This window comes from Pseudomonas sp. P8_241 (genome assembly GCF_034008315.1).
Lineage (GTDB): Bacteria > Pseudomonadota > Gammaproteobacteria > Pseudomonadales > Pseudomonadaceae > Aquipseudomonas.
In genome coordinates this window covers 4,711,350-4,737,968 of the sequence record NZ_CP125377.1, presented here as the reverse complement: position 1 = coordinate 4,737,968, position 26,619 = coordinate 4,711,350, and the positions used below count along the sequence as shown (strand labels likewise).

16 protein-coding genes are annotated in these 26,619 nt (G+C 57.5%); 8 read left to right on the top strand and 8 right to left on the bottom strand.

Features of this window, described 5'->3' with window-relative positions:
• The first annotated feature begins 182 nt into the window (after positions 1–182).
• Positions 183–7,736 (top strand): SDR family NAD(P)-dependent oxidoreductase, encoded by a 7,554-nt coding sequence (locus QMK58_RS21220; protein WP_320395389.1) that lies wholly within the window; start codon positions 183–185, stop codon positions 7,734–7,736.
• A gap of 9 nt (positions 7,737–7,745) precedes the next feature.
• Positions 7,746–9,095, top strand: coding sequence for an aminotransferase class I/II-fold pyridoxal phosphate-dependent enzyme (locus tag QMK58_RS21215; protein ID WP_320395388.1), 1,350 nt, complete (start codon positions 7,746–7,748; stop codon positions 9,093–9,095).
• Between the two features lie 98 nt (positions 9,096–9,193).
• On the opposite strand, the gene QMK58_RS21210 is transcribed toward QMK58_RS21215, so the two are convergent.
• The 7 genes from QMK58_RS21210 to QMK58_RS21180 form a co-directional block, all read right to left on the bottom strand.
• A complete protein-coding gene (locus QMK58_RS21210; protein WP_053157557.1) occupies positions 9,194–10,621 on the bottom strand; it encodes a capsule biosynthesis protein in 1,428 nt (475 codons plus the stop codon).
• A 7-nt stretch (positions 10,622–10,628) separates the two neighbouring features.
• The gene (locus QMK58_RS21205) at positions 10,629–11,243 is read right to left on the bottom strand and encodes a GNAT family N-acetyltransferase (RefSeq protein WP_053157561.1); all 615 of its coding nucleotides are present in this window, start codon (positions 11,241–11,243) and stop codon (positions 10,629–10,631) included.
• The gene (locus QMK58_RS21200) at positions 11,243–12,601 is read right to left on the bottom strand and encodes an LTA synthase family protein (protein ID WP_413817390.1); all 1,359 of its coding nucleotides are present in this window, start codon (positions 12,599–12,601) and stop codon (positions 11,243–11,245) included. Before QMK58_RS21200 ends, QMK58_RS21205 begins: the two co-directional genes overlap by 1 nt.
• Before the next feature lie 142 nt (positions 12,602–12,743).
• The gene (locus QMK58_RS21195; protein ID WP_053157564.1) at positions 12,744–13,520 is read right to left on the bottom strand and encodes an SDR family NAD(P)-dependent oxidoreductase; all 777 of its coding nucleotides are present in this window, start codon (positions 13,518–13,520) and stop codon (positions 12,744–12,746) included.
• The gene (locus QMK58_RS21190; protein ID WP_082344440.1) at positions 13,517–14,776 is read right to left on the bottom strand and encodes a capsule biosynthesis protein; all 1,260 of its coding nucleotides are present in this window, start codon (positions 14,774–14,776) and stop codon (positions 13,517–13,519) included. The genes QMK58_RS21195 and QMK58_RS21190 overlap by 4 nt, the downstream gene beginning before the upstream one ends.
• Positions 14,776–16,803 carry a capsular polysaccharide biosynthesis protein gene (locus QMK58_RS21185; protein WP_320395386.1) on the bottom strand — a complete coding sequence of 676 codons (2,028 nt, stop codon included), beginning with the start codon at positions 16,801–16,803 and terminating at the stop codon, positions 14,776–14,778. The genes QMK58_RS21190 and QMK58_RS21185 overlap by 1 nt, the downstream gene beginning before the upstream one ends.
• A gap of 292 nt (positions 16,804–17,095) precedes the next feature.
• On the bottom strand, positions 17,096–18,157 hold the full coding sequence (locus QMK58_RS21180) for a phosphotransferase family protein (protein ID WP_320395385.1): 1,062 nt from the start codon (positions 18,155–18,157) through the stop codon (positions 17,096–17,098).
• Positions 18,158–18,486: 329 nt separating this feature from the next.
• On the opposite strand from QMK58_RS21180, the gene QMK58_RS21175 reads away from it, so the two are divergent.
• From QMK58_RS21175 to galU, 6 genes are all read left to right on the top strand, one after another.
• The gene (locus tag QMK58_RS21175) at positions 18,487–19,284 is read left to right on the top strand and encodes a S1/P1 nuclease (protein ID WP_320395384.1); all 798 of its coding nucleotides are present in this window, start codon (positions 18,487–18,489) and stop codon (positions 19,282–19,284) included.
• 34 nt (positions 19,285–19,318) lie between these two features.
• Entirely contained in the window at positions 19,319–20,254 is a 936-nt protein-coding gene (locus QMK58_RS21170; RefSeq protein WP_053157572.1) for a KpsF/GutQ family sugar-phosphate isomerase, read from the top strand.
• Positions 20,255–20,344: 90 nt separating this feature from the next.
• Complete coding sequence (locus QMK58_RS21165; RefSeq protein ID WP_320395383.1) at positions 20,345–21,358, top strand: galactosyltransferase-related protein; 1,014 nt, start codon at positions 20,345–20,347, stop codon at positions 21,356–21,358.
• Positions 21,351–22,856, top strand: a complete 1,506-nt coding sequence (locus tag QMK58_RS21160; protein WP_320395382.1) for a stealth conserved region 3 domain-containing protein — start codon at positions 21,351–21,353, stop codon at positions 22,854–22,856. Before QMK58_RS21165 ends, QMK58_RS21160 begins: the two co-directional genes overlap by 8 nt.
• Before the next feature lie 105 nt (positions 22,857–22,961).
• The gene (locus QMK58_RS21155) at positions 22,962–24,365 is read left to right on the top strand and encodes a glycosyltransferase family 2 protein (RefSeq protein ID WP_320395381.1); all 1,404 of its coding nucleotides are present in this window, start codon (positions 22,962–22,964) and stop codon (positions 24,363–24,365) included.
• Between the two features lie 126 nt (positions 24,366–24,491).
• On the top strand, positions 24,492–25,331 hold the full coding sequence (galU, locus tag QMK58_RS21150) for a UTP--glucose-1-phosphate uridylyltransferase GalU (RefSeq protein ID WP_320395380.1): 840 nt from the start codon (positions 24,492–24,494) through the stop codon (positions 25,329–25,331).
• Between the two features lie 204 nt (positions 25,332–25,535).
• Here the strand turns inward: galU and galE are convergent, their stop codons facing one another.
• The gene (galE, locus tag QMK58_RS21145; RefSeq protein WP_320395379.1) at positions 25,536–26,552 is read right to left on the bottom strand and encodes a UDP-glucose 4-epimerase GalE; all 1,017 of its coding nucleotides are present in this window, start codon (positions 26,550–26,552) and stop codon (positions 25,536–25,538) included.
• Positions 26,553–26,619: the final 67 nt, after the last annotated feature.

Here is a 26,619-nt window from a genome sequence, read left to right as displayed (position 1 = left end):
CCGGGCCTGAAACGATTAGGCCGATGCCGGGTAAAAAGTGCTCCTAACAATAAATACAGAGTTACTACCCAACAGAATTCAGCAAGCCTCTCAACGTTTTGTTGAGCGCACGAAAGCGCTCGACGCAGCTATCGCACGAGGTGATGGCGGTTGCGCTGAGAATATAAAAAGGTGGAGATGTCATGCGTAAGAAAGTTGCAATTATTGGGGCTTCGTTCCGTTTTCCTGGCTCCACTTCCGCAACTTTCTGGCAGAACCTGCTGGAAGGGCATGATTTCATCACCCAGGTCGACCCGTCCCGCTGGTCCCATGAAGCGTTTTTTCATCCCGACAAGGCCAACCCCGGTACGACCTACACGCTGGCGGCTGGCACGTTGGGTGATATTTCCACCTTCGATGCAGGCTTCTTCAGTATTTCCCCCCGTGAAGCGGCGATCATGGACCCCCAACAGCGTCTGTTACTGGAGCTGGGCTGGGAAGTGTTCGAGAACGCCGGGGTCAAGCCATCGAGTGTGCGCGGCAGCAATTGCGGCGTGTACCTGGGCATTGCCAGCACCGACTATGCCTATCGCCTGGCCCATGACCTGTCACTGGTCGATGCCTCGACAGCCACGGGTAACACGTTCAGCATCGCGGCCAATCGTCTGTCGTACTTTTATGACCTGCACGGTCCGAGCATGGCGGTCGATACCGCCTGTTCATCGTCATTGGTCGCGTTCCACCAGGCTTGCCAGGCCATACAAAGCGGAGATATCGACCAGGCACTGGCCGGCGGTATCAGCCTGCACCTGCACCCGTTCGGCTTTCTGATCTTCTCGAAGGCATCGATGCTGTCGCGCAAAGGGCGCTGTAACGTCTTCGACGAAGCCGGTGACGGTTATGTGCGATCCGAAGGCGCCGGGCTGTTCTATCTCAAGGATTACGACAAGGCGGTAGCGGACGGCAACCAGATCCTGGCGGTCGTGGCGGGCAGCGCGGTCAATACCGATGGACGCAAGTCCGGGCTTACCGTGCCAAGTGCCGATGCCCAGGCTGCGTTGATGACTCAGGCCTACGCCAGTGCTGGCATTTCGCCGGCCGACATCGATTACCTGGAAGCCCACGGCACAGGCACGCCGGTGGGCGATCCCATTGAAAGCCGGGCCATCGGCCTGGCGTTGGGCCAGGTTCGCGGGGCTGACAAGCCGTTGCTGATCGGCTCGGTCAAAAGCAACATCGGTCACCTGGAGGCTGCCTCCGGGGTGGCCGGCTTGATGAAAGCGCTGTACTGCGTTACCGAACGCCAGGTGCCGGCCACTATCGGTATCAAGAACCTCAATCCGCGCATTCCTTTCGCCGACCTGAACCTCAATGTGGCCACCCGCAACCATGCGCTCAAGCCCAATGGCACGCTGGTGGTCGGGGTCAATTCGTTCGGGTTTGGCGGCGCCAACGCCCACGTCATCCTGCAAAGCCACACACCGGACGCTGCGCCGTGCGCGGTCGTGACCACGCATGCGGCGGTGCCATTGATGGTCACGGCCAAAGACGGCGGTGGGCTGGCGGCGATGGCGCAAAGCATCGCGCATCACCTCAACGACAACCCGGCTTCCAGCCTGTATGACGTTGCGTATCAGGTGATGATGCGTCGTGACCTGCATCCGCAACGTGTGGTGGTGGTCGACAGCGACCTCCAGCACAGCGCCCAGGCGCTGCTGGATTTCGCCCTGGACCCGGCCGTCTCGGCCCTGAGCTCCGTGGTGGAAAGCGGTCGGGCGCTGGATCAGGCCAAGGGGCCGGTGTTTGTTTTCTCCGGCAATGGGTCGCAATGGCAAGGGATGGGCAAAGGGTTGCTCGCGGACCCGGTGTTCCATGCCGCCGTCGCTGAAATCGATGCGGTGTTCCAGCCATTGTCCGGCTACTCGCTGATTGCCGAACTGGCGGGTGAAAACGGGCAGGACCGGTATCATTTGACCGAAATAGCCCAGCCGGCCCTGTTCGCGCTGCAAGTCGGTGTCACCCGCATGCTGGCCAGCCAGGGAGTGGTGCCGCAGGTCGTGATGGGCCATAGCGTTGGCGAAGTCGCCGCCGCCTGGGCGTGCGGTGCCTTGACCCTGGTTGACGCGACCCGGGTGATCTACCACCGCAGTCGCTTGCAGGGGCTCACGGCCGGTTATGGACAAATGTCCGCCGTTGGCTTGTCGGGCAGCGACACCGCGAATCTGCTCCAGGAGTTGGGCCTTGACGATGTGGTCCTGGCTGGCGAAAACAGCTTCAAGGGCGCGACCGTGGCCGGTTCTGTCAGTGGCCTGGAGCGTCTTGAGCAGGTGCTGAGCGAACGTCAGGTATTTGTTCGTCGCCTTGCCCTGGACTACGCCTTCCACTCGCCGGCGATGAACATGATCGGCGAACAGGTGGTCGAGGCGTTGCGCGACATCGCTCCACGCAGCGGCCAGATCCCTTTGTATTCCACAGTCACCGGTGGCTTGCTGGATGGAAAACGTCTGGACGCCGAATACTGGTGGCAGAACATCCGTTTCCCGGTGTTGTTCCAGTCCGCCAGCGAAACCCTGTGCGAACAGGGCTACAACGTCTTTGTCGAGGTCGGTCCGCATCCGGTCCTGCGCAGCTATGTCAGCGATGCCTTGGCCGCACAGGGTCAAGAGGGCGTGGCGATTACCACACTGATGCGCAATGACGACGCCCCACAGCGGGTCACCCGTGCGGTGGCCAAGGTGCTGATCAGTGGCGTCGAGACTGATCTGTCGTGCCTGTTCCCGAGCACCGGGCAGTTCGTGCGCTTGCCCAACTACGCATGGCAGCGCGAGCGGCACTGGCATGGCGACACGCCGGAGTCGAGCCGGGCGCTTTACCTTGAGCGGCAGCATCCGCTGCTCGGTCATGCCGTTCCGGGGCATGAGCTGACCTGGGAAAACCGTCTCGATACACAACTGTTTGCGTCGCTGGATGACCACAAGGTCGGCGATGCGGTGCTGTTCCCGGGGGCCGGTTTCACTGAACTGGTCCTGGCGGCGGCGCAGTGCTACCAGCCGGGTCAGTACGTCGACATCGAAGAACTGGAAATCCACAATCCGTTGGTGCTGCATGCCGAGTCGAGCAAGCGCGTGCGTGTGCAGATCGACAGCAGCGATGGCACCGTCTCCATTGTGTCGCGCAGCACGGCCCAGGAAGAACCGTGGGCGCGACACGTGGTTGCCCGTTTGCCGGGCGAGGCGCGTGGTGTCCTGCTGAACGAACAGGCACCGGCACTGCCCACTCGCGCCCCGGATTTCAATCGAGCGCAACATTTGCAACTGACCTGTGCGGTTGGCCTTAACTACGGCCCGGCCTATCAGGCCATCGAAGCCGGCTGGATCGACGGTGACCAGGTGCTGGCGCAGCTCAGCGCTCCCCAGGTAATTGCGTCCGAACTGGCAACCTTGCACCTGCATCCGGCGTTGCTGGACAGTGCGTTCCAGCTGATCACGCAGTTGCTGAGCGCAGACCCCAAGGCGCGTAATGGCCTGGCGTTTATCCCGGTAAAACTGGGTCGGATCAATTTTGCCGCCGCAAGCCTGCCACCCTGCCTGGCGAAAGTGCGCCTGGTGCGCCGGTCGGAACATTCCCTGTTGGCCGACTTCACCCTGTACGACGCCCAAGGGCGCGCCGTGGTGTGCATCAAGGACGCGCGTTTCCGTGCGGTCAAATTGCACAAGGATCGCAGTGGCGACCTGAAGCTGGCGGATTTCGCCGGCATCGCCAAACCTTATCCCAATGCCGCCCGTGGGTTGCCGTTCAAACCCCCGGCCTTGCATCACACCTTGGTTCAGAGCCTGGCATCGGTGGCTGATGAGCCGACACAGCAGCGCTACAGCCAGGAAGTCGAACCGCTGCTGGACAGCCTGTGTGGCAGCTTTGTGCTGGAAGCCATCGAGTCCCTGGGTGGTCAGCTGAGCCTTGCCCAGCGGGCGACATGGCAAACCCAGGCGCAGGGGTACTCGGGGTATCTGGATCACCTGCTGGAACAGGCAGTGGACGACGGTAGCCTGATGGCCAGCGGTGGCACCTGGCAGGTGGCCGATCAGGGTGAGCGTCCGAGCGCCCAGGACATCTGGCAGGAACTGTTCCGCAGCTATCCCGAGCATTTCCAGATTATTCACTCGGTGGGGCGAATCGGTATCCACCTGTTGGACCTGCTCAGCGGTGCCCAGCAGATTGAAACGTTGCTGCCGCGCGAAACCTCGCCAGCCCAATTGTCCCGTCAGGTCCTGGGTGCCAGCGGTTATCACGCCTTGCTGGACGGCATCAGACAGCACATCGAGCAACGTCTGGCCGTGCTGCCGGCGGGGCAACGCTTGCGAATTCTCGAGCTCGGTTTCGGTGGTGCACCCTTCGCTGCGCAACTGTGCGCACAGCTGGACTTCGACCGTGTCGATTACCAATACAGCGCTGACGACCTGGACCCGGCAAGCCTGCTGCAAGGCGAGTTCCCGGACCTGCAATTGCTCAGCCTGGCGGATGCCGAACAGCTGCCGACCGTGCCTGCCAGCGGCTTTGACCTGGTCTTGGTCGCCGCGGACCTGGCGCCGCTGGAATCGATCAGCAAGAGCCTGGGCCACGCGGCTGTGCGCATGTCGGCCGGTGGGCAGTTGATGCTGCTGGCACAGCACCCGGCGCGCTGGGCGGACTTCGTGTTCGGCGCGCAACCTTCATGGTGGCTGACCGGCGAAGGGCAACGGAGCCTGTCGGTGCAACAGCGTCCGGGATTCTGGCAGCAGGAACTGCGTCGTCACGGCTTGAGCGTCGACGATGTACTGGAGTTTATGCCAGCCATGTCCAGCGGCAGTTATGTGCTGATGGGCACGACCGAAGGCGTGGTGGCATTCGATCCGCAACCATTGCCCGTTCAACACTGGTTGCTGGTGGCTGATCAGCAAGGCGCGGAAAACGCTTTCGCACAACAACTGACCCTGGCCCTGCGCGATCAGGGGCAAAGCGTTGACTGGCTGGCGCCGGCTTCGGCACAGGACATGGCCCTGCAATTGAGCGCCGGGCCAGCACCGCGGCACCTGTTACTGCTCAGTGGTTTATTCGGCACCCAAGGGCTGGATGGCCAGGCTGAGCGTTGCATGCTCGCCGCAGGATTGACCCAGGCTTGCGAACAGGCGGGCGTGAGCCCTGACTGCTGGTTGTTGACGCGCGGGGCGGCGGTGCACCTGCTGCCTGTGTCGTCGCAAGTGCCCGGTAATGTGTCGACCCTGGCCGATGCGGCGTTGTGGGGGTTTGGCCGCACGCTGGCCAACGAGGCCGTGGGCTGCCGCGTTCGTCTGTTGGACCTGGCTGAAGGGGCGGGTGTCGAAGCGTTGCTGCCGGCGCTGCTCAATGCCGATGAAGAAACCGAACTGGCGATCAGCGCGGAGGGTGATCGATACGTTGCCCGTTTGCGGGTGCGCCCGGATCAACTGGACCGCACAGCCGGTCAACAGGCCCCGACCCAGGTCAGCCTTGGCTTCGAACTGCCGGGCCAGTTGCGCAACCTGCGTTGGGAAGCCCACGACGCGTTGGTGCCGGCGGGCGATGAGCTGGACATCGAAGTCCAGGCCACCGGCCTCAACTTCCGCGACGTCATGTATGCGTTGGGTTTGCTGTCGGATGAAGCCATCGAAAACGGTTTTTCCGGCCCGACCCTGGGCTTCGAGTTTGCCGGTGTCGTGCGTGGCAAGGGCCTGCAGGTAGAAGGTGACTTCCAGCCGGGTGACCGGGTGGTAGGCTTCGGCCCGTCGAGCTTCGCCAACCGCCTGGTGACCAATGCCAACGCGGTGGCGCGGATCCCTGAGGGCATGTCCTTCGAAGCGGCCGCGACCATCCCTAGCACCTTCTTCACCGTGTACTACGCGCTGCATTACCTGGCGCGCCTGGAACCGGGCGAGAAAATCCTGATTCACGGCGCTGCCGGTGGCGTCGGGATCGCCGCGATCCAGATCGCCAAATGGTGCGGGGCCGAGATCTACGCCACCGCCGGCAGCGACGAAAAACGCGATTTCCTGCGCTTGCTCGGCGTCGAGCATGTGTTCGATTCGCGATCACTGGCGTTTGCCGACGAGATCCTCGCCATTACCGCTGGCCGTGGCGTCGACGTGGTGCTCAATTCGTTGGCAGGCGAGGCGATCAACCGCAACCTGCAAGTGCTCAAGCCGTTCGGGCGATTCCTTGAACTGGGCAAGCGCGATTTCTACCAGAACACCAAAATCGGTCTGCGGCCGTTCCGCAACAACATCAGCTACTTCGGCATCGATGCCGACCAGTTGATGAGCGAGCGCCCGGCACTGACCCGTCGCCTGTTTGGCGACATGATGCAGTTGTTCCGCGATGGCATCCTCAGCCCGCTGCCGTATCGTGAGTTCGACGCCAACGATGTCGTCGAGTCGTTCCGCTACATGCAGCAGGCGCGACAGATCGGCAAGATCGTCGTGACCTACCGCACGCCAATCCAGCAGGTGTTCAGCGCTCCGGTGGCGCAGGCGCAAACCTTGCAACTGTCGGCCGACGGCACCTATCTGGTCACCGGCGGGCTCAGTGGCTTTGGCCTGCGTACCGCGCAATGGCTGGTGGACAAGGGGGCTCGTCACCTGGCGTTGCTGGGTCGTCGGGGCGCGGCGACCGAGGAGGCGCAACCGGCGTTGGCGGCCTGGCGTGAGCAGGGCATCGCGGTTCAGGCGCTGGCTTGCGACATTACCGATATCGCGCAATTGCGCAGCGTGCTGTCGAGCCTTGAAGCTTCAACGGCACCGCTGCGGGGCGTTGTGCATGCGGCCACGGTGTTCGATGACGGTTTGATTCGCAACCTTACGCAAGCCCAGTTGCAACGGGTGCTCGAACCCAAAGCCAAGGGCGCGCAATTGCTGCATGAACTGACCGCGCATCTGCCGCTGGACTTGTTCGTGCTGTTTTCTTCGGCGACCACTCTGTTCGGCAACCCGGGGCAGGCCAACTATGTAGCGGCCAACCACTGGCTCGAAGCGCTGGCCCGTCACCGCCTGTTGCAAGGCTTGCCGGCCACTGCGGTGCTGTGGGGCGCCATTGACGATGCCGGTTTCCTCGCTCGAAACCAGGACATCAAGGATGCCCTGCAAAGTCGCATGGGCGGTGCGGCCCTGCAGTCGCAAGCGGCCCTCGACACCCTGGAAAACCTGCTGCTGCAAAAACGCTCCGGGCTCGGTGTGCTGGAGCTCGACTGGAAAGCGCTGTCGCGATTCCTGCCGGCAGCCGGATCGCCGAAGTTCATTGAGCTGGCGCGCCTGCACAGTGGTGAGCAGGAGGAGGAGAGCAATGTCGATGATATCCAGCGCCTGCTTCTGGAAATGAACGACGAGGAGCTCACCGAGCTGTTTGCTGAAATGCTCAAGCAGGAAATCAGCGAGATCCTGCGCATCCCTGCCAGCAAGCTCGACAGCAGTCGCCCGCTTCAGGAGCTGGGGCTCGATTCGCTGATGAGCGTGGAGCTGGTGGTCGCGGTCGAGGAACGTTTCGGTATTCGCCTGCCGGTCATGGAGCTGAGCGAAACCTCGAGCATTGCCAAGCTGACCATACGTATTCTTGAGTTGCTGCGTGGCAGCCAGGATGCCGAGGACAGTTTGCAGGCGCGGACCGCTGACTCTCTGGCGCGCCATGGCGTCGAGCTGTCCGAAGTAGAATTGACGCAAGTCGGTTCTGGCGCGAGCAGTCCCGATACCCAACTTTCCCGTTTGATCAATTGACCACTGACTATGACCTCTAATCGTTCACCAGGGCTTGGCGCTTCAATGAAAGACAAGCTGATCCAGCAAGCCCTGGAGCGACGCCAGCGGCAGACCGGCGATGACACGCCGCCGGTCTCGCTGGCGGACGTGAACCGCAGCGCCCGCACAGTGCCGGAGCAGTTTTACCGCTTCGATCTGCATCCTGGTTACCAGCAACTGCGAATCATGCACGACGGCGCGGCGCGCTTTGGCCTGGCCAATCCATTTTTCAAGCTGCACGAAAGTCTGGCTGGCGCCGAAACGACGATCCAGGGCCAGCGCTTCGTCAACTTCGCCAGCTACAACTATCTGGGCTACTCCGGCCATCCGGTAGTCGCCGAGGCGGCCAAGGCAGCCATCGATCACTACGGCACCTCGGTGTCGGCCAGTCGCCTGGTGTCCGGCGATCGACCGATCCATCGTGAGCTGGAGGCTGAGCTGGCCAGGCTGTACGAGGTGGATGACGCGGTTACTTTTGTCAGCGGTCATGCCACTAACGTCACTACCATTGGCTACCTGTTCGGCCCGCGGGATCTGGTGATCCACGACGAATTGATCCACAACAGCGTGCTGCAAGGCATCCAGTTATCGGGTGCGCGCCGCCTCAGTTTTGCCCACAACGACTGGGAAGCGCTCGACCGCTTGCTCGGCGATCAGCGTCAGCATTTCGAGCGGGTTCTGGTGGTGCTCGAAGGCATCTACAGCATGGACGGCGATTACCCGGACCTGCCGCGTTTCGTCGAATTAAAGAACAAGCACCGTGTGTTCCTGATGGTCGACGAAGCCCATTCGCTGGGCGTCATGGGGGCCAACGGCAAAGGCATTCGCGAACATTTCGGTCTGAAAGGCTCCGACGTGGACATCTGGATGGGTACCCTGAGCAAGACCCTGGCCAGCTGCGGAGGGTACATTGCCGGCGAGTCGGCACTGGTCGAACACCTGAAGTTCATGGCGCCGGGGTTTCTCTACAGCGTAGGCATGCCGGCTTCGGTGGCGGCGGCGGCGCTGGCCGCCGTGCGTTGCATGGCCCATGACGCCGAACGTGTGGCGACCTTGCAGGCGCGGGGCAAACAGTTTCTCGCCCTGGCCCGCGAGGCCGGGCTGGATACCGGTACCAGCACGGGGCTTGCGGTGATTCCGGTGATCACCGGCAGCTCGCTCAAGGCCACGCGATTATCCGGTGCCCTGGCGAAGCGGGGGATCAACGCCCAGCCGATCCTGCATCCGGCAGTACCGGAAAAGGCCGCCCGTGTGCGCTTTTTTGTGTCGTGCCTGCACACCTCGGAACAAATCGACGACACCGTCGCCATCGTCGCGCAAGAGCTCGAGCGGTTGTAAGCGCGGCGAGCGCAGTGAGCCTGGAGGCTGTGCAGTATTCAAGACCGCCTTCGCCGGCAAGCCGGCTCCTACAGAGAAGGCGGTCCAAAGATCGACCTCTAGATCATCCCTTTGATGTAGCGGCCTACCTGTCGAACACGTGTGTATCGGTCGAGCAGGGCGGTGGTCGGGCGGGCGATGTGTTGTCGTGCCTGTTCCGGGCTGCAGGGCATGCCGCGTATCTGGGACAGGGTCCGTTCTTCGCCGTCGGCGGTTTGCAGTACGCCCGGACGAATACGCCATAGCGGTATACCAAGGGCTTCGGCACGGCGTTGCAGGTCGTGGATTTCGCTGGTGTGCCAAACCACTAGCCTGTCCGTTTCACGGGTCGCGGCCTGGATCAAGTCGGTGCTGTCGCCAGCGAACGTCAATCGCCCCCAGCGACTGTTGAGCAAAGCGCGGATCGTCGCCCGTTGACGTCGAGGCACTCCGACGACGGTCACGTTACCGGCGAACAGACTGTCCTGGTGCTTTTGCCGCGCCAGTTGGCGGGCCACGGTCATGACGTCGCAGCGCTGGTCCGTCAGCGGGTCGACGTAACGGCAATAACGGATGTAAGCGGCCGCCACGAGTTGTTCCAGGGTGGGGCGCGCCTGGCGGCGGGGGATGGGCAGACGGTCATCGGTCAAACCCCAGCCGGCATAGAACGGCAAGCCGAAGCAGGTCACCGGGATACCTTGAATCAGTGCCTCAAGCCCGGCCTGACTGGTGCCGACATAGACACGCTGCGCCCGGCGAGCGAGGGACGCCCACGAAACATGGCGGCTTTCCAGCGGGATACCGCGCTGAACGGCGGCATCGAACAGGCAGCTTTTTTTATGGCCGTTGACGCAGTCCGGGTGAATCCGCACCCGCACATCCGCCTCGGGATTTTCCGCCAGCGCAGCATCGAGCATGCGGATGAAATCGGCTTCGCACAGTCCGCCACCGGGAATCGAAAAATCGCCATAGGTCTGGTCCACCACCAGGACCAATGGCTTTTCGCGGCCCAGCGCGTCGTCATCGCTCAAGTCCGGCGCGTTGTTGTATTTGCCGATGCCGCTGCTGCGCATCAGGGCAATCAACGCTGCTGCGGTGGCCAGTTCTGCACCGGTCAGGTCATGCGGCGTCTGCAGCATGTTTTCCAGCAGCGACGGCCGATCGGCGAGGTAATGAATACCGATGGGGTCGACCACCATCGACATCGGTGTATCACCCTCAACTCCCAGCGACGAAGAGCGCAAAAACCCGTCCTCCAGTGCTACATAGGGAATCCCCCAGCGCTTGCACAGCACTCGCGCATGGTCGGAGGAGCGCTTGTAGCCGATCCCGGAGATGGCCTTCAATCCCGCGGGCTTCTGTCGGCCGCGCCGCCACAACCAGTGCGGCGGTCCTTCGGGATCGAGGAACTCACTCAGGTGGAAGACCTTCCACATCACCCACTGCGACATGATGCCTACCCAGCCGGGACCTTCCACCAGGGACTCCAAGGCAACGGATCGATTCATTTCGGGGCTACTCATGACTTGGCGATACCGTACGACGCAGATTGATGATGGCGGGGATCGGCATCAGATGTTTGAGCCAGCGCAGGGCGAAGGTGCGTCTTGGCGAAAAGCCGTGGTGGGCGTAAAACGCTCGGGCCGGCAGATTGTTCGCCTGCACTTCCAGCTCTATTTTTTCATGATCAGTGTCACGCGCCTGAATAAGCACGGCGTGCAACAAGGCACTGGCAACACCCTGGCGGCGGGCGATTTTGCGAACGCGCAAGCCATACAGATAAAATCCGAAGTGCCACTCGCGCCATTCGCTGACAGCAAACATGCCATAGCGCAGTGCGCCACCGAGCCGGCCGAACTCACGCACGAATGGCTGCATGCCAGGGGAAAACGGTCCGCGCCGAAGGTGCTTGAAGGCGGCATAGCCAATAGCGGCATCCCCTCGATAGGCAACCAGCACCCGGTCCCAATTGATCCCGTCCGCCAACAGGCGATGGCGACAATCCTCGTCTCCGAGCATGAATGCCAGTGAACCGCGGCCTGAGGTGATCCATTTTGCAATCGCCGGGTCGCGCACCGAGTTGCTGGAGGCGAGGGCGATCTGCAAAGGTTCACTACGGGTCTGAGTCATTACGCGGGTGCCAACTGATCGACAAACGCCTTGGCCAGTTGCTCGACCCCCAGGTCTGCGGGCGGACTGCCGGTCGGCGCGGTGTTGGACCAGATGAAGTACTCGGTGTCGCCATCCGGCGCGCCGAGGACGCCATAAACGTCGGGCAGGATGGGCACATGGTCGCCAAAAAAACACAGCCCGGTGGGCGTACCGCGCGCCAGAAAGTGCCCGCGCAATTGGCCAAGCATGCGATCGGCGTTGCTCAAGTGGCGCACGTAAGGGGCGAGGTCGCGCAGGCCGTCCGGCAGGGGACGGTCGAACCATTGCGTGAGGTCGGCCGCTTCGACCGTCTCAAGGTGCAATGGGCCGTGGTTTTCCATGGTGATGGCATGGATGAACAGCGGCTGCGTACGGCCAGGGGCATCGAGCAGCTCGGTGATCTTGTCGGCCACGGCGCAGTCGCCGATAAACGGGCCGGCCTTCTGTTGTTCAGTGAAGCTGCGCACATCGATGAACTCATCGAAACCCAACGCCGGCAACACCTTGTCGCGCCCATAAAAACTGCCTGCATAGGGATGCACGCACACCGTGCGATAACCCTGGCGTTTCAGTGCCAGGGCGATGCTGGCGACGCCTTTACGCGCCAGATGGCGATAGGGGTTGAAGCGGTGGACGCCGAGCTGGTCCACCTTGATGCCGGTGAGAAAGGCGAACTCAGTGCGCACAGTGTTTGCACCCCAGGCCGCGACCTGCAATCGGCCTTGTGCCCGCGCTTCACTGCGCAAGGTGTCGAAGTGGCCCAGGACCTGCGGCCGAATGCCGGGCCACAAACGGCGGGCATCGAAAAACGACTCGCTCTGGACCGACACCAGATCCGCGAGGGTGACATCGATCATGGGTCGTGCCTGATCCTCTGCGAATGGCGAGTTCAATTGCGCCAGCGACACAGGGCGCCGGGCGGCGAAAAAATAGGTCCACAAACTCGCGGCCAGACCCCAGCGAACCAGGTCAAGGCTGGCGTCAAAGGTCGCTTGCAAAGGCTTTCGGCTGCCGAGCCACAGCAAGGCCAATCCACACAACAAGGCGCTCGACGCAACGACGCGGGCATCGGCGCCGACAGGTTCGAAATACAAACCGCAGGCCAGATAAACGACAAACAGCAGCGCCAGGCCTATGGCCTTGCCGATGCCGAAGAAGGGTAAATACAGGCGCGGAAAGCGCACGGCATCGCTGAAATACTCGAAGTCGGCGCACACGAAAGGCTCGCGCAGCGAATGGTATTTGGCATTGCTGACCAGCACGATCAATAGCCACAGGGCCAGTACGTTCACCGCACTGAACCAGGCGCGCCCGGTGATCAGGTACAGCAAGCCCACCGCGAAAACCCAGGCGCCTGCATGAAGCAGCCAGCTGCCTAATGGGCGACGCCATCCGGGACGAGGTATCAGCAACAGTTCGAAAGCGCAGGAAAGGCAAAAACCAAGCACAACCACCAGAACAAAAGCACTACTCAACAAATCAGGCACCGTAATCCAGCCACCGCAAAATGATCGAAGACAGCCGTGGCGGAATGACCCCCAGAGCCCAGCATCCAAGGTTCAGCGGGAAGGGAAAACTGATGCGCGCCTGGTTCGCCGCCAGGCCGCGCCGGATTCGTCGGGCAGCCTTGTCCGGCGTCCAGAGCAAAGGCTTCGGACCGGGCATTTCAAAGCACATTTTCGATTCGACATAGCCGGGCATGATCACGTTGATCTTTACCCCATCCACCGCCACCAGGTCGCGCATGGCCTCACCATAAGCCTTGATCGCCGCCTTGCTGGCGCTGTAGCTCGGGGTGGCCGGCAAGCCGCGCCACCCGGCCAGCGAACTGAACAGGGCGATCTGCCCCGACTTGCGTGCGCGCATGGCCGGCAGGGCAGCCTGCACCGTGGCGAGCGCTGCCAGTACGTTGATTTCGATCAGCGCCCGGGACAGCTCCCAGACTTCGCCTTCGCCATTTTCACCGGTCGAAGTATTGACCCCGGCACCTACGATGATCAGGTCCGGTTGCTCGCTGACGCTGATCTCACTGATCCAGCTGCGCAGGGCATCCAGGTCCTGGACATCCAGCGCTTTCAGCAACACCCGGGCGCCGGCGGCGCGGCATTGCGCGGCCATTTCTTCCAGGCGGTCCAGACGTCGGCCCTGCAGGATCAGAGTCACCCCCGGTGCCGCGTAGGCGGGCGCCAGGGCGCCACCAATTCCACCCGTGGCGCCGGTGATGAGAATGCAGCGTGGAGACTTTTGCAGCGTCATAGGTATTGTTCAATCTTCGAGGTCTTGGCCATCAACACTTCCAGGGAGTTGTTCACCGCCATGTCGATGCCACAGCGGGTATAGAAGCCGCCGTTGACTTGCGTGGTGTGAATGACTGTGCTGCGAAAGCGTTGGAACAGCGTGGAGTCGGGTGGCTCCGGGGAGTTCCAGAACTCGTCGAGGCCACTCTGGTGCGTCAGCCCCTTGAGGTTGTAGATCGGATCGCTCAGAGCAATGGTCGGTACGCTGTGCATCAGCGACGAACCGCCCACGGTGCTGTTGACCGTGACCACGCCGGCCACATGGGACAACAGCGTCGGCATGTGCCCGCTTTCCAGGAAGTCCACACGGTCGGCGATGCCGAGCTTGTGGGCAATGCGTCGCGTGATGCGGTGGTAATTGATGATCCCCGGCGTCAACGGATGGTTCTTGACCACCAGTCGCGCGTCGCTGCCGGCATGCCGGGCGAACGAGCCCATCACATGCTTGAGCACATCCTTCATGTGTTTGAACGGTGAGTGATCGCGGATCTGCGCATCGCTGTCCAGCTGCAGGGGCAACAGGAAGGTGCGGTGGCGATTGCGCGCCACCTCACTGATCACCTCGGAATCGCGGCCCTTGGCACTGACCAGGCGAAGCCCCTGGCGAATGTAACCCGCATATTCCACGGCCGCGTTGAACGGGGCGTGAGTCTTGTAATGGGGAAACACGGCTTTGTTCAACGCGCCACCGACGTGGTACATCACGTCATGAAAGGCCCGTGAAGCGAAGGACAGGCGGAACGAGTTGCCGTTGTGGTAACGCGGAATGTACTTGCCGACCTCCCGATACCACTCCGGATCCCGGGGCAGCAGCGAGTGATTGTTCACCCCGTTGCGCTCAAGGGTGATCCAGTACGGGCGGAAGTAGCCTTCCTCGAACACGTGCACGCGAATACCCAGGGACTTGGCCAGCTCCACCGCCGGTTGATGCACCGGACGGCAATCGCCGAACAGCACCACGTCGGTGATGTGGTCAGACTTGAAGCAATCGCTGTAGAAGTTCATCAACTGCTCGGGCCGCGCCGAATAAAACACGCGCGCGCCGCTGCCGTACAGGAGGTCGCCCATATTGAAATTGACGGATTTGACCAATTGCCCCTCGGTCCGCAGTGCTTGCACCAGACGCGAGAAAAACGGCGAACTGACGCCCTGCAGGAACAGGAACGAGTTGCGTGGTTTCACCGACACCACACGCCTGGAACGCTCTACCGGCACTACGACTTCCCTGGCAGTGTTCTCAAAGCGGTAGGGAGCAAACGCTGAATCATCTCTCGCCATGTTGGCGTTCTTCCTTGCGTAGGTACTTCATCCCAGTTCTGAATCTCGATTAGCGTGCGTTCGGGGGTGGTGAATTTTCGTGTGATTCGGCTTACGTAGGTCGGGTAGCGAATCAGGGTCCCGGCCACCAGTTCATCCAGGCTCAGGCGCCGACTGCGGCGCGCCTGGACATCGGCACTCAAGTCGCAATCCCGGGTCAGCCCCCAGCCGGCATAGAACGGCTGGCCGTAGGTGGTCACCGGAACCCCGCGCAACAAAGCCTCGAAGCCCGATTGCGAGGTCAGTACATGCACCTCGTCGACCTCGGACAGCAATTCGTGGAAAGGCACATCGCCCACCACCTGGTTGCACCAATCGCTGGTGCGTTCTTCGTGTTCACCGGCCTCGCGGGTGCCGGCCAGTACTTCAGGGTGCGGCTTGTACAACAGCCACGCCATCGGATGGCGCTCGCGCACCGCCTTGAGCAAATCAAGGTTGCGGCGGATCCGGTGCGCCCCATAACGGATCGAAGCGTCCGATTCCACCTGGCCCGGCACCAGAATCACCCGCTCGACACCGGCCGGACGTTTCCACGTCGAGCCCGGCAGGTTGTACTTGGTCACGCCGGCCGTGCAGATTGCCTCACGCAACGCCGCTGCCCGCTGCAACAGACCGGGCGGGCACGGTTCATTCTGCAAAAGGTGTTCCAGACGCGAAGGCCGGGTCGCGTCGTAATAGATGCCCAGGTCATCGAAGACCCAGGACAACGGCCGGGTTTTCTTCGCGCCCAGGCCGACGGAACGCAGAAAACCGTCTTCGACGCGGCCGAGGTGGTTGTCGATTTTCCTGGTCAATGGCACGTCGTGCTGGCAACCCCAAGTGATGATCGGGTCGATACGGCGACGGGAAAAACGACCGAGGAAACGAATCGTTGAACCATTGAAAAAATCCAGCACCAACGGTTGCTTCCACTTGCTGAAGCCAACCATTTGCAGGTCCTGAGGCAGCCGGCTGCGCATCCGTCGTTGCAGGCCCAGCCACTTCAGAACGGTTTCGGGCTCACAGGGCGCCCCTGTCTCCGGGTCGACATAGCGCGGGTATTCCACCAGCGCCGCGTGCAGCAATTGTTCAAGGCTTACGCGCTGGCGCCGTTCGGGGGCGGGCAGGGCATCGACAGTCAAGCCCCAGCCGGCATAGAACGGCATGCCGAAGGTGTAGACCGTCACGCCCCACAACAACGCATCGAAACCCAGTTGCGAGGTCATCACGTACACGGCCTGCACGCCGGACAACAACTCCGCCGGATGCACATCCTCGGCAATCACCCTCACACGAGGGTGTTTGCGCAGCGCCACCAGGTCGAAGTGGCCTTGCTTGCGCCCTGCCACCACATCGGGATGAACCTTCACAACCACGGTGCTTTGCGGGTGGCGGGCGAGCGCCGCGTCGAGCATGCGCTCAAAGTCGGCAGCGCTGGCACCCTGCAGCGATGCATCACCGCGTGTCTGATCCGCCACCAGCACGCAGGGCTGCGGCAAGTCGAAAGCCTTGATGCGGGCGCCGTTGTATTTGGACACCCGCTCCTCGCACCAACTGGCTTGCAGGGCACGGGCACGCAGGTTCTGAGCCTCGGTGAGCGGAACCGGGATCAACTGTTCGAGGCGAGAAGGACTGCTGGCATCGTAATAAATGCCAAGGGGGTCAACGACCAGCGACAACGGCGGCTCATCGGCTCCCAGGCCCACTGAGCGCAAAAAACCGTCTTCCACCGTGAGCAACGGCAACCCGGCCTCAACGCCGGCAGCCTCCGCACGCAAGGCGCTAGGCTTGCGACCCCAGGCAAGAACTTCATCGGCCTGGCCAATATCGCGCACCGATCCACACAGCAGCCGATACTCAGGCAGCAACGCGGGAAGGGTGGAGATCTGTTGCGCACCTTTGGACAGAATCAACAAAGAGCGACGCGATGGAGCGACATTGTCCATAAAAAACAGCGGTTATCCATAAACAGGCGCACGTATCCAGCCAGGCGCGATCAATGCGAACCTGACGGAAATGCTCGGTAGAATTTGGCGCAGATGATAATACAAATGGCAGGTAGCCACTGATAAAAATAGGAGTTTTCCTACAGTTTTTTCACTTCCTTTGTGAATGCATAGTCCCAGCGCGCTTGCCGGCGTAAACACTCCGATGAGCGGTGCGCTCTGCGGCTAACAGCCAGATTGACAACCTCTCGCTTTTCGTAGGTGCTGGCTTGCCAGCGAAGACACCCTCATGTCATGTCGCACCTAATAGAGCACCCTGGGCCAACAAGTACTCGTATTTCTGATGCAACAGATCCAGTTTGCCGCGCTGCTGATAGTCGGCAATGGTTTTGGGACGAAGGAAATGCCAGAGGGAGTTTTGCAGGAAAAAGTAATCCATGTTGTGCAATGCACTCTGCTCATCGAAGCGCTCGTCCAGCGCTGCAAGATAGGACCGTAAAAAGTACATGCGGATTCTTGTGAAGCGTGCCATGTCTTCCTGGCGGAAAATCGCACTCAGGTACGCGCCCCCATCAAACCCGATTCGGCCTACTTTCACCTCACTCCAATCGATCATCTGAAAGCCTTCAGGCGAAGAAAAGAAATTCTTGGCCAAATAATCCATATGGCAAAAACAGCGCTGGCTATTATTGGCACGGTTTTTTGCGAGTTTTAACGCGGGCTCCAACCGTGATAGCCGCTCATGAAGCCCCTGAAAGCGTGCATCTTCGCTAGGTAGCTCATTAAGAGAGGGCAGGTAGCGCACAAAATTGAAACGCCAACGCAGCAAGTACCACGGACGGAAAAAATCCATTTCCCAAAAACGGTAGCGTTGTAACCAGCTGCCGGTTTGCAGGTGCAAGTTGGTCAGATCTTCTATTTCTGCGATGCCCAGGCCAAGCTGCGTCGCGATCTTGCCCATGCGAGGCGCTTTTCCCCGAATAAAACGCGTGAAGACCAGGCTTTCCCAAGGGGTTTCGATAACGCCCAGGCATTGAGGGTGTCGGAAGTGGATACTGTTGGCCAGCACATTGCCTTCGCGATGGAAGCGCGATTCAAGACTGGAAATGCCAAACAATTTGCGAATCGATTTTTCTACGACATCCAGCGAGGCGCCCGTTTGTCGATGGGTCAGGCGATGGTGGTGTACATGGTTGACGAACGAGGCATTGGAGGCCAGGTCCGAGGTGGAGATGCTGTAGTCATCCAGCGCGAAACCGAGCACATGGCTCAAGCGTTTTTCCAAGGTGGCCTGACGCCACCAGAAGACATTGTTGCGAGCCAATATCCCTTGTTTCTCTGATTCGGTATCCATGGGCTCCAACTGTGAACAACGCTCGAATTCTGATCGGAAAAAGTCAGTCGTATCCGGAGCAAGCTGTGCCCGAAAAGTGTACCGGCCGATCAAACGAGGCGCGATATTACGGACTCTGTGTACTGATTGCCATTGTCATGGCGGTGAAGGTACAGAAGTCAGAATCAGTGCCATGCGTTGATCGGAAGCTCACACATCAAAGTTCCATGCTGGCGACTCAACCGTTAACATACGCGCCACTCGAATCAAGGAGCGATCGCTACCTTTATGAATCGGCCCGCTGGCAGGTCAACTGCCTGTCGATCATGTGAAGGAGTCAAGGAAGGTCAATGTTGAGTATCAAGCACATCGTTTTCGGCCTCCTGAGCATGCATGCGTCGAGCGTTTTGGCTTGGGGGAACGAAGGGCACAAGACAGTTGCCTTGATCGCCGAATCCAGGCTGGACCCGGTGGCAAAAGCCGAGGTTCGACAGCTGTTGGCGTTGGAAGGCGCAACCAGCCTGGCGGACATCGCCTCTTGGGCCGATCAGATAAAGGGCACAGAGCCCGGGCTGATCAGCCACGCTGTTCGTATTCCTTTTGATGCCGCCTCGTATGAGCCAAATCGTGATTGCGCTCGCAAAGGCAAGTGCGTGGTTTATGGGATAGAGCGATTTGAAGCCACCCTTGGTCAAAAGGACGCGCCAGCCGTTGATCGATTGCGGGCTCTGAAGTTCGTTGTGCACTACGTCGGCGACATCCACCAGCCGCTGCATGCCATCAAGCAAACCGGCGGTGTGAAGGTCCAGTTCGGAAAACGCGAGTACACGCTGCACAAGGTCTGGGACACCATTTCCGTCCGTTCGTTGAAGATGCCTCCTGCCGAACTGGCAGCCGCTCTACTGGCCGCAAGCCCGAACGTTTCTCAGGGCACGCCCGAACAATGGGCAATGGAAAGTCATGAAATTGCCAGACGCTATATCTACAGCGACAACCTGCAACTTGCTGACTCAAAGTCGATGATGAGGTTGCCGAAAACCTATTTGAAAGACATATCCCCGGTGGTCAAGACAAGACTGACCGATGCCGGACTTCGGCTGGGCACTTTACTGAATCAGGTGTTGGACGCTTCGCCTACCTCCCTGTAAGCGCGCCACTTAACCAAGGACCCATGTTTTTCCCATGAACCACCTCCCAATTGCTAAAGATGCACTCAGCGCTCAGGCGCAAGCTATCAGCCAACTCGCAGAGCGTCTTGACGGTGAATTCCAGCGTGCTGTGGAGCTCATTCTGGGTTGCAAGGGGCGTGCGGCCGTCTGCGGCATGGGCAAGTCCGGACTGATCGGTCAGAAGATGGTCGCTACATTTGCTTCAACCGGTACGCCGAGCCTCTTCCTGCATCCGGCAGAAGCCTTCCATGGCGATCTCGGCATGCTCAAGCCAAGTGATGTGCTAATCCTGATCTCCTACAGCGGGGAAACCGAAGAAGTCGTCAAGTTGATCCCGAGCCTTAAGTCCTTTGGCAACAAAATCATCGCCATGACCGGTAACGGCCAATCGACCCTGGCCAGGCACGCCGACATCTGGCTCGATATTTCCGTGGATCGTGAAGTGTGCCCCAACAACCTCGCACCGACGACTTCAACGTTGGCGACCATGGCCATGGGAGACGCGCTTGCTGTAGCGCTGATTGCAGCGCTCGACTTCAAACCGATGGACTTCGCGCGCTACCACCCCGGTGGCAGCCTCGGTCGCAAACTGCTGACCCGTGTCAGTGACGTGATGCACACCAACATCCCGAAAGTGACCCGTGATACCTCATTCCATGATTGCCTGTTAGTCATGACGTCTAGCCGCCTCGGGCTTGCCCTGGTCATGGAAAGCGACAGACTCGTCGGTATCGTCACGGACGGCGACCTTCGCCGCGCATTGTTAGGCAATCCAGGTGTCGTCAACGAAAACGTCGACGCGTTCCTGACATCAAGCCCGCACACCGTAAAAGCCTCTGCGCAACTGTCCCAGGCAGAGGCGTACATGCTGGAGCACAAAATCCGCGCATTACCGGTGACGGACGATACAAGCGGTGAAGTGGTTGGGGTTGTCGAGATATTTGACTGATCCGAAAAATATTTGACTCCGCAAACTCAATGATGAGGGCGCGGGGGGTGGGATTTTAGTCGGTCAAGCAAGACCATCGAGTGCTGAACATTGTCAGACGCAACCAAACACAACATCACGGCCATCGTGCCGCTGGATCTGATGCACCGCCCCTTGGACATCATTTCCAAGGCGCGACAGATGGCCATGGCTGCAAATCGCTCAAACGTAAAAGTCATCTTTGCTCACAATGATCGCGGCCTGTGGGTGGATAAGCTGTTCAGGCTCGTCATTGGCAGGTGCGAAGGTGCGTTTGCTGTTTCGAAACCCTTCTACATCGGCAACGTAAACGCGGCATTACTGCGTAACGAGGCGTTCAAGCATGTCGAGGATGACTTTCTGACGTTGCTGGACGTTGATATCTGGCCCGACTTTGCATTGATCGAAAAGTACCGAGCCAAAGTCGACGCACAAGAGCGTCCTTTTTACATGTTGCCGTGCTTGTACCTGACGAAGAAGGGCTCCAACGACCTGACTCGCGCCAAGGTTGATGTGCAAAAACTGACACAGCGTTTTTTTGGTTTCTCGAGGAAAGAGTTTTTACACCTCGCCAGCCCCTCATCCGTAATCGTTATGCGCAGCAAGGATTACTCGTTGCTGGGCGGCTTCAATGAAGCTTTCTCCGGACATGGTTATGAAGATTTTGACTTCATGATGCGTCTGGCAGAGCTACATGGCGACCTGGAAAAAGCTCCTGACATGTTAATCGACAAAACCGCCAGGTCTCCTCTCTTTGCCCGTGGATTTAGACGCTATCTCGGAAAAAGCTGCTTTGAGCCGCTGCTGGAAAAAGACCTGGCGTTTCACATTTTTCATGAGCGACCTGACGTTGAGGGATATCAGGAAGCTCGCAAGAAAAATTACCAACTGTTTGCCTCGCTGCATAAGGATAAGGTTCTCGGTACGGCTGCAGGTGATCCGACATTGATCTCGGGTTTTACCACGCTGTGTTCAGAAAGAAATATCGATGTAAGCGACTACGGAATTCTTTTTGATAACAAGCCAGGTCATATCGATAGATTTGACACTTTTCGGCGGCGTCTAAGGTTTTTGTTCAATGAGTAAAGTTCGTCGGTTCAAGAAACTCCGAAAATTCATCAAGGACCCTGATCTGTTCTTTTATGACATGTTCAAGAAACGTGTATTCAAAGCGGCAGAAAAAACCGTTCGAGAAAAAAAGGAGATTTCACTACCGTCTACTGCTGTCGATCTGGACAGGGTCAGAAAGATCGGGGTGCAGGAGTATTTGCGCGAAACAATGGGCGCAGGGTATGGGGTGGAAGATGGCAGTGACAAAAACAGCTTGCTGATCTGGTCGGGCAATCTGTATGGGTTACTTGATGTTGTGAGTCTTCTGAAAGAGTCACTGTCAATGAGCGTCACCCTCTATACCTTGGGGGGGCACTACAACTCTGTGTTCGGTGTCGACGACAGGCTCGATGTCAGGGTTGTCGGGGGAGAGTTGGGGACTCGACCAGACTTCGTATTAGAGATGGGCAATGAGGCTGGGGTTTTACATGTACTGCGCATCTATCAATACGATATCGCCGATGATGGATTGGCCAATGTCCGCTCTTCCTCTGCATTGATTAGGAAATTCCAAGTACGAGAGCTTGGCGCTATCTACAATGGCACACCTGCCGGGTGCGGGTACTCAACCCCTATAGATGCCGTCTATACATGGGTCAATCATGCCGATTCAGACTGGCAAGCGTTGTGGACGACAACATACCCATCCGACGAGTTCGACCCGGACAGATACACCTCAAACGATGAATTGCGCTATTCATTACGTTCACTGAACAAATATGCGCCTTGGCTAAATCGAATTTATGTTGTTTCAAACTGCAGCCAGCCTGGCTGGATGAAAGAACATCCAAAAATTGTTTGGGTAAAGCACGAAGAAATTTTTCCTGCAGAATCGATGCTGCCAACGTTTAACTCCCATGCCATCGAGGCGTGTCTACACCGTATACCTGGGCTTTCGGAAAACTTCCTTTATCTCAATGATGACTTTGTGCTGAATCAGCCTTGTTTGCCAAAGGATTTCTTTGATGAAATCGGACGTTCCGTAGCGTATTTCGAGCCTTATGGAATGGTTGACTCAAAAGCGGGCAGAGATACGTCACTGGATTATCTGGCAGCCGCCAACAACTCCAAAGTGTTGTTGAAGACCCTGTTCTCCGACTATGAGGCCCGATGCTTGCATCGCCATGTGCCCTACGCTCTGAAAAAGACCGTCCTGAAAGAGATCGAGGAGGCGTTTGCGAAAACTATTGAGTCAACGCGAAACGCTAAACGTCGATCGTTAAGTGATGTGAACGTCACTTCGTTTTTATATCACCATTTTGCATTTGTCAGCGGTCGGGCAGTTAAAGGTGAGGCGACGAGTTTGATTGTCCGGCCTGGCAACGTAGAGAAGATTCTTGGAAAGGATACCTACAAGTACAAGATGCTCTGCTTTAACGATGGCGATGGCAGCGCGACGAATGGGCGATACAAAGAACATACCTCCAGATTTTTTACTCGGCGATTGAGTGAGTCAGCTGCCTGGGAACAATGATTTTGTCGAATTCCAGAAAGGTTGATCGGTTCACGTTGCTCTAATTATTTTTAGATCCGGAAGTTTGGAAAGTGCTTTTGGAGTTCCGTCGAAAAGGTACATATTTTGAAAATTGCGGTGTGTGCGATTTGCAGAAATGAAGTTGACTACGTTGAAGAGTGGGTTGCTTATTACAAAGTTTCCGGATTCGATTCGGTTTTCATCTACGATAATGTTAGTGATGATGGCACCTCAGAGCTTCTCACGGCGCTGGATAATATCGGCGAGATAACAAGAGTGCATTGGCCTCGCCGAGAAGGAATTCCGCCGCAGCGCGACGCCTATGGTCATTTTATCGAGAGTTATTCAGCAGATTTTGATTATGTGTTGATTTGTGATCTGGATGAGTTTTTGGTTGTTAAAAATGCAACGGTAAAGGATCTGTTATTGGACGCTGAGCGCCTGCATGGGAATGTTGGCGCTATTGCGTTTCCCTGGCTCGTTTTTGGCTCCAGCGGAAATGAAACACCATCAGCCGATTTGGTTATCGAGCGTTTTAAAAAATGTGAGAGAAAGCCCTCTCCCGTAGTGAAGACAATGTTTTCGCCTAAAAACACTTATAACATGCGAACGCATATTTGCGATTTGTTGTCCGGTGTGTATCTCGATAATACCTTGGCAGTCGCTGCGTGGAATCAGTCGATGCCGATCAAACTGACGTCGTGTTCTTTTGGTCGGGCGGTCATGCATCACTATTACACCAAATCCAGAGAGGAGTGGGTTCGTAGGCGCGCCTTACCAAAAGCGGATCGTGCAAAGCAGGAACTTAAAAATACAGCAGAGTTTGACAAGTTTCACAGTCAAGTGCATGAACATTCTGGTGTGAACATGCAGGTTTCTGCTGTGCAGCGTTGTTTGAGTGAGCTTAAAGAGAAGCTGTCCGTTTCTCAAGCAAAGTTTGGTAGTGCGAAAATTGAGTTGGTTGCGGTAAGTAAAGACTGGATTTTTGGGGTTGTTCACGGTCTCTGTTCGGATTCGCGAGAGAAAATCCGAGTAACTAATAGTTTGCAGAAAGAAACCGTTGTTTATACTAAGCCCATGAATCATGCTGCCCATGTATTTATAGTCAAGACAAAGTGGAGGGACTCTTTTTCAGAGGATTTCGCATTGTCACTGGTTGGTGGGGGAACCTCTCAAGCGTTCGTCAAGGCCGACTGGCCAAGTGCCAAAAAATCCATTGAGTTATTAGTTGAGCACTGTCCGGAAGCCGAGGAGCATATATTTACATTGTTTATCGATACTCTGGAGAAGGCGCCGTCTTCAGATATCCTTCAAATGATCGGCACTTTGAAATTTACAAAATATAAGATCTATAAAGATTTTTTCGATGCGCTGAGTGCACATTTGAACTCGCCGAAAGGTGGTCACCTCAAGGCTTTTTCAGAGTCTTGCGATCTGGATTTTTTGAAGAAGGTCGCAGACCCAGGAAACAGAAGAAGAAAATTTATCTCAGATGCTCTTCATGCCTGATGGTTTGGCGATAGCTTCTGTGTTGTATATAGCCCATGGCAGTAGTTGTTTTTTTGTATTGTAAGATATTGATTTGTTGATTAAAATACAATTTCGGTTATATGGATTTTTCGTTCAAGGAATATTATGATTAAGAAGTGTTTGTTTCCAGCCGCCGGTTACGGTACTCGCTTCCTGCCAGCGACTAAAGCCATGCCCAAAGAAATGCTGCCGGTGGTGAACAAGCCACTGATCCAGTACGGCGTCGAAGAGGCCCTGGAAGCCGGCTTGACCGAAATCTCCATCGTCACCGGTCGCGGCAAGCGTGCTCTGGAAGACCATTTCGACATCAGCTATGAACTGGAAAACCAGATCAAGGGCACCGACAAGGAAAAATACCTGGTCGGCATTCGCAAGCTGCTCGATGAGTGCTCTTTCTCCTACACCCGCCAGACCGAAATGAAGGGCCTGGGCCATGCGATTCTGACCGGCCGTCCGCTGATTGGCGACGAACCGTTCGCCGTGGTGCTCGCGGACGACCTGTGCGTCAACCTCGACGGTGACGGCGTGCTGACCCAGATGGTCAAGCTGTACAAGCAGTTCCGCTGCTCGATCGTGGCCATCCAGGAAGTCGACCCGCAAGAGACCAACAAGTACGGCGTGATCGCCGGCGAGATGATCCGCGACGACATCTACCGTGTCCACAGCATGGTTGAAAAGCCAAAGCCTGAAGACGCACCGTCGAACCTGGCCATCATCGGCCGCTACATCCTGACCCCGGACATCTTCGACCTGATCGAACAGACCGAGCCAGGCAAGGGCGGCGAAATCCAGATCACCGACGCCCTGATGAAACAGGCTCAGAACGGCTGCGTGATGGCCTACAAGTTCAAGGGCAAGCGTTTTGACTGCGGTGGTGCTGAAGGTTACATCGACGCGACCAACTTTTGCTTCGAGAACTTCTACAAGACGGGTAAAGCATATTAATAGTAATTCAGATTTTACAAGAAGAAATTTTGTTTGCTTGACGAGTAAGACTAAGTAAAGCTATCAGCCAACGCCATCTTTTTTAAATGTGCGTTGGCTTTTTATTGCTGGTCTTGTACTGCTTACAGGTGTGTTGGAATATGGCTTGTTTTAGGGGAGGGGACATGCCTAATGGTCAGAGATTTATTTTTGTTGTCATGATATTTAGTTTTTATAACCATCTGGATTTTTCCTAATCCAACGCCACGTATCAATCATCATATCTTCAACTGTTCGTAGTGCCGTCCAGCCTAACTCCACTTGTGCCTTATACGTATCAGCCCAGCATTCAGCGATGTCACCTGAGCGGCGAGCCACAACTCGATAAGGGATTTTGCATCCAGTTGCATTTTCAAAGGCTGATATCATTTGCAGTACCGTATAACCTTCGCCTCTACCTAAATTCCATACTGAAACACCGGGGCTTTTTACTATTCGGTTTAGTGCCTTCAAGTGACCGTCGGCTAAGTCAACCACATGTATGTAATCGCGCATGCCTGTACCATCTACAGTTGGATAGTCATCTCCGAATACGCAAAGCTCTTTAAGCTTGCCTGCTGCGACTTTGCTAATGAAAGGCAAAAGGTTGTTTGGGAGCCCGCTCGGGTTCTCGCCTATCATTCCGCTACTATGTGCACCCACTGGGTTAAAGTAACGTAGCAATGCAATACACCAGCGCGAATCTGATGCTGCTATATCTTTTAAGCATTCTTCGACCATCAGTTTTGAGCGGCCATAAGGGTTTGTGGGTGCGCCCGTTTCAAAATCCTCGCTGATAGGCATGGACGTTGGTTCGCCGTATACCGTAGCAGAGGAGCTAAACACCAAATTAAAAACATTAGCCTTCTTCATCGCGTTACATAAAGTTAAGCTGCCAGTTACATTGTTTATAAAGTAGGTTAAGGGTTCTGCGGCACTTTCCCCTACAGCTTTTAAACCTGCAAAATGCAAGACGGCGTCAATTGATTGGGACGAAAAAATGGTATCTAGCAGTGTACTGTCTAAAATATCTCCGTTTACAAAGTTAACTGGTCTGCCACTGAGCGCTTCAACGCGTTGTAAAGCAACGGTGGAGCTATTTGTTAAATTGTCTAAAACAGTAACGGAATGGCCGGCTTCAAGAAGCGCTAATGCGGTGTGGGAGCCAATATAGCCCGCGCCGCCAGTTACTAAAACATTCATTATTTAATTGTACCTATCCGATGGTAAGGTTCAGATATAGCAGTTGGGCTCTGTCAGCCTTTGCTCG

What these genes read in the sequence shown, in the direction of transcription:
- QMK58_RS21220 (WP_320395389.1), top strand. Translation starts at nt 183, where the DNA reads ATGCGTAAGAAAGTTGCAATTATTGGGGCTTCGTTCCGTTTTCCTGGC.
- QMK58_RS21215 (WP_320395388.1), top strand. Translation starts at nt 7,746, where the DNA reads ATGACCTCTAATCGTTCACCAGGGCTTGGCGCTTCAATGAAAGACAAG.
- QMK58_RS21210 (WP_053157557.1), bottom strand. Translation starts at nt 10,621, where the DNA reads ATGAATCGATCCGTTGCCTTGGAGTCCCTGGTGGAAGGTCCCGGCTGG.
- QMK58_RS21205 (WP_053157561.1), bottom strand. Translation starts at nt 11,243, where the DNA reads ATGACTCAGACCCGTAGTGAACCTTTGCAGATCGCCCTCGCCTCCAGC.
- QMK58_RS21195 (WP_053157564.1), bottom strand. Translation starts at nt 13,520, where the DNA reads ATGACGCTGCAAAAGTCTCCACGCTGCATTCTCATCACCGGCGCCACG.
- QMK58_RS21185 (WP_320395386.1), bottom strand. Translation starts at nt 16,803, where the DNA reads ATGGACAATGTCGCTCCATCGCGTCGCTCTTTGTTGATTCTGTCCAAA.
- QMK58_RS21180 (WP_320395385.1), bottom strand. Translation starts at nt 18,157, where the DNA reads ATGGATACCGAATCAGAGAAACAAGGGATATTGGCTCGCAACAATGTC.
- QMK58_RS21175 (WP_320395384.1), top strand. Translation starts at nt 18,487, where the DNA reads ATGTTGAGTATCAAGCACATCGTTTTCGGCCTCCTGAGCATGCATGCG.
- QMK58_RS21170 (WP_053157572.1), top strand. Translation starts at nt 19,319, where the DNA reads ATGAACCACCTCCCAATTGCTAAAGATGCACTCAGCGCTCAGGCGCAA.
- QMK58_RS21160 (WP_320395382.1), top strand. Translation starts at nt 21,351, where the DNA reads ATGAGTAAAGTTCGTCGGTTCAAGAAACTCCGAAAATTCATCAAGGAC.
- galU (WP_320395380.1), top strand. Translation starts at nt 24,492, where the DNA reads ATGATTAAGAAGTGTTTGTTTCCAGCCGCCGGTTACGGTACTCGCTTC.
- galE (WP_320395379.1), bottom strand. Translation starts at nt 26,552, where the DNA reads ATGAATGTTTTAGTAACTGGCGGCGCGGGCTATATTGGCTCCCACACC.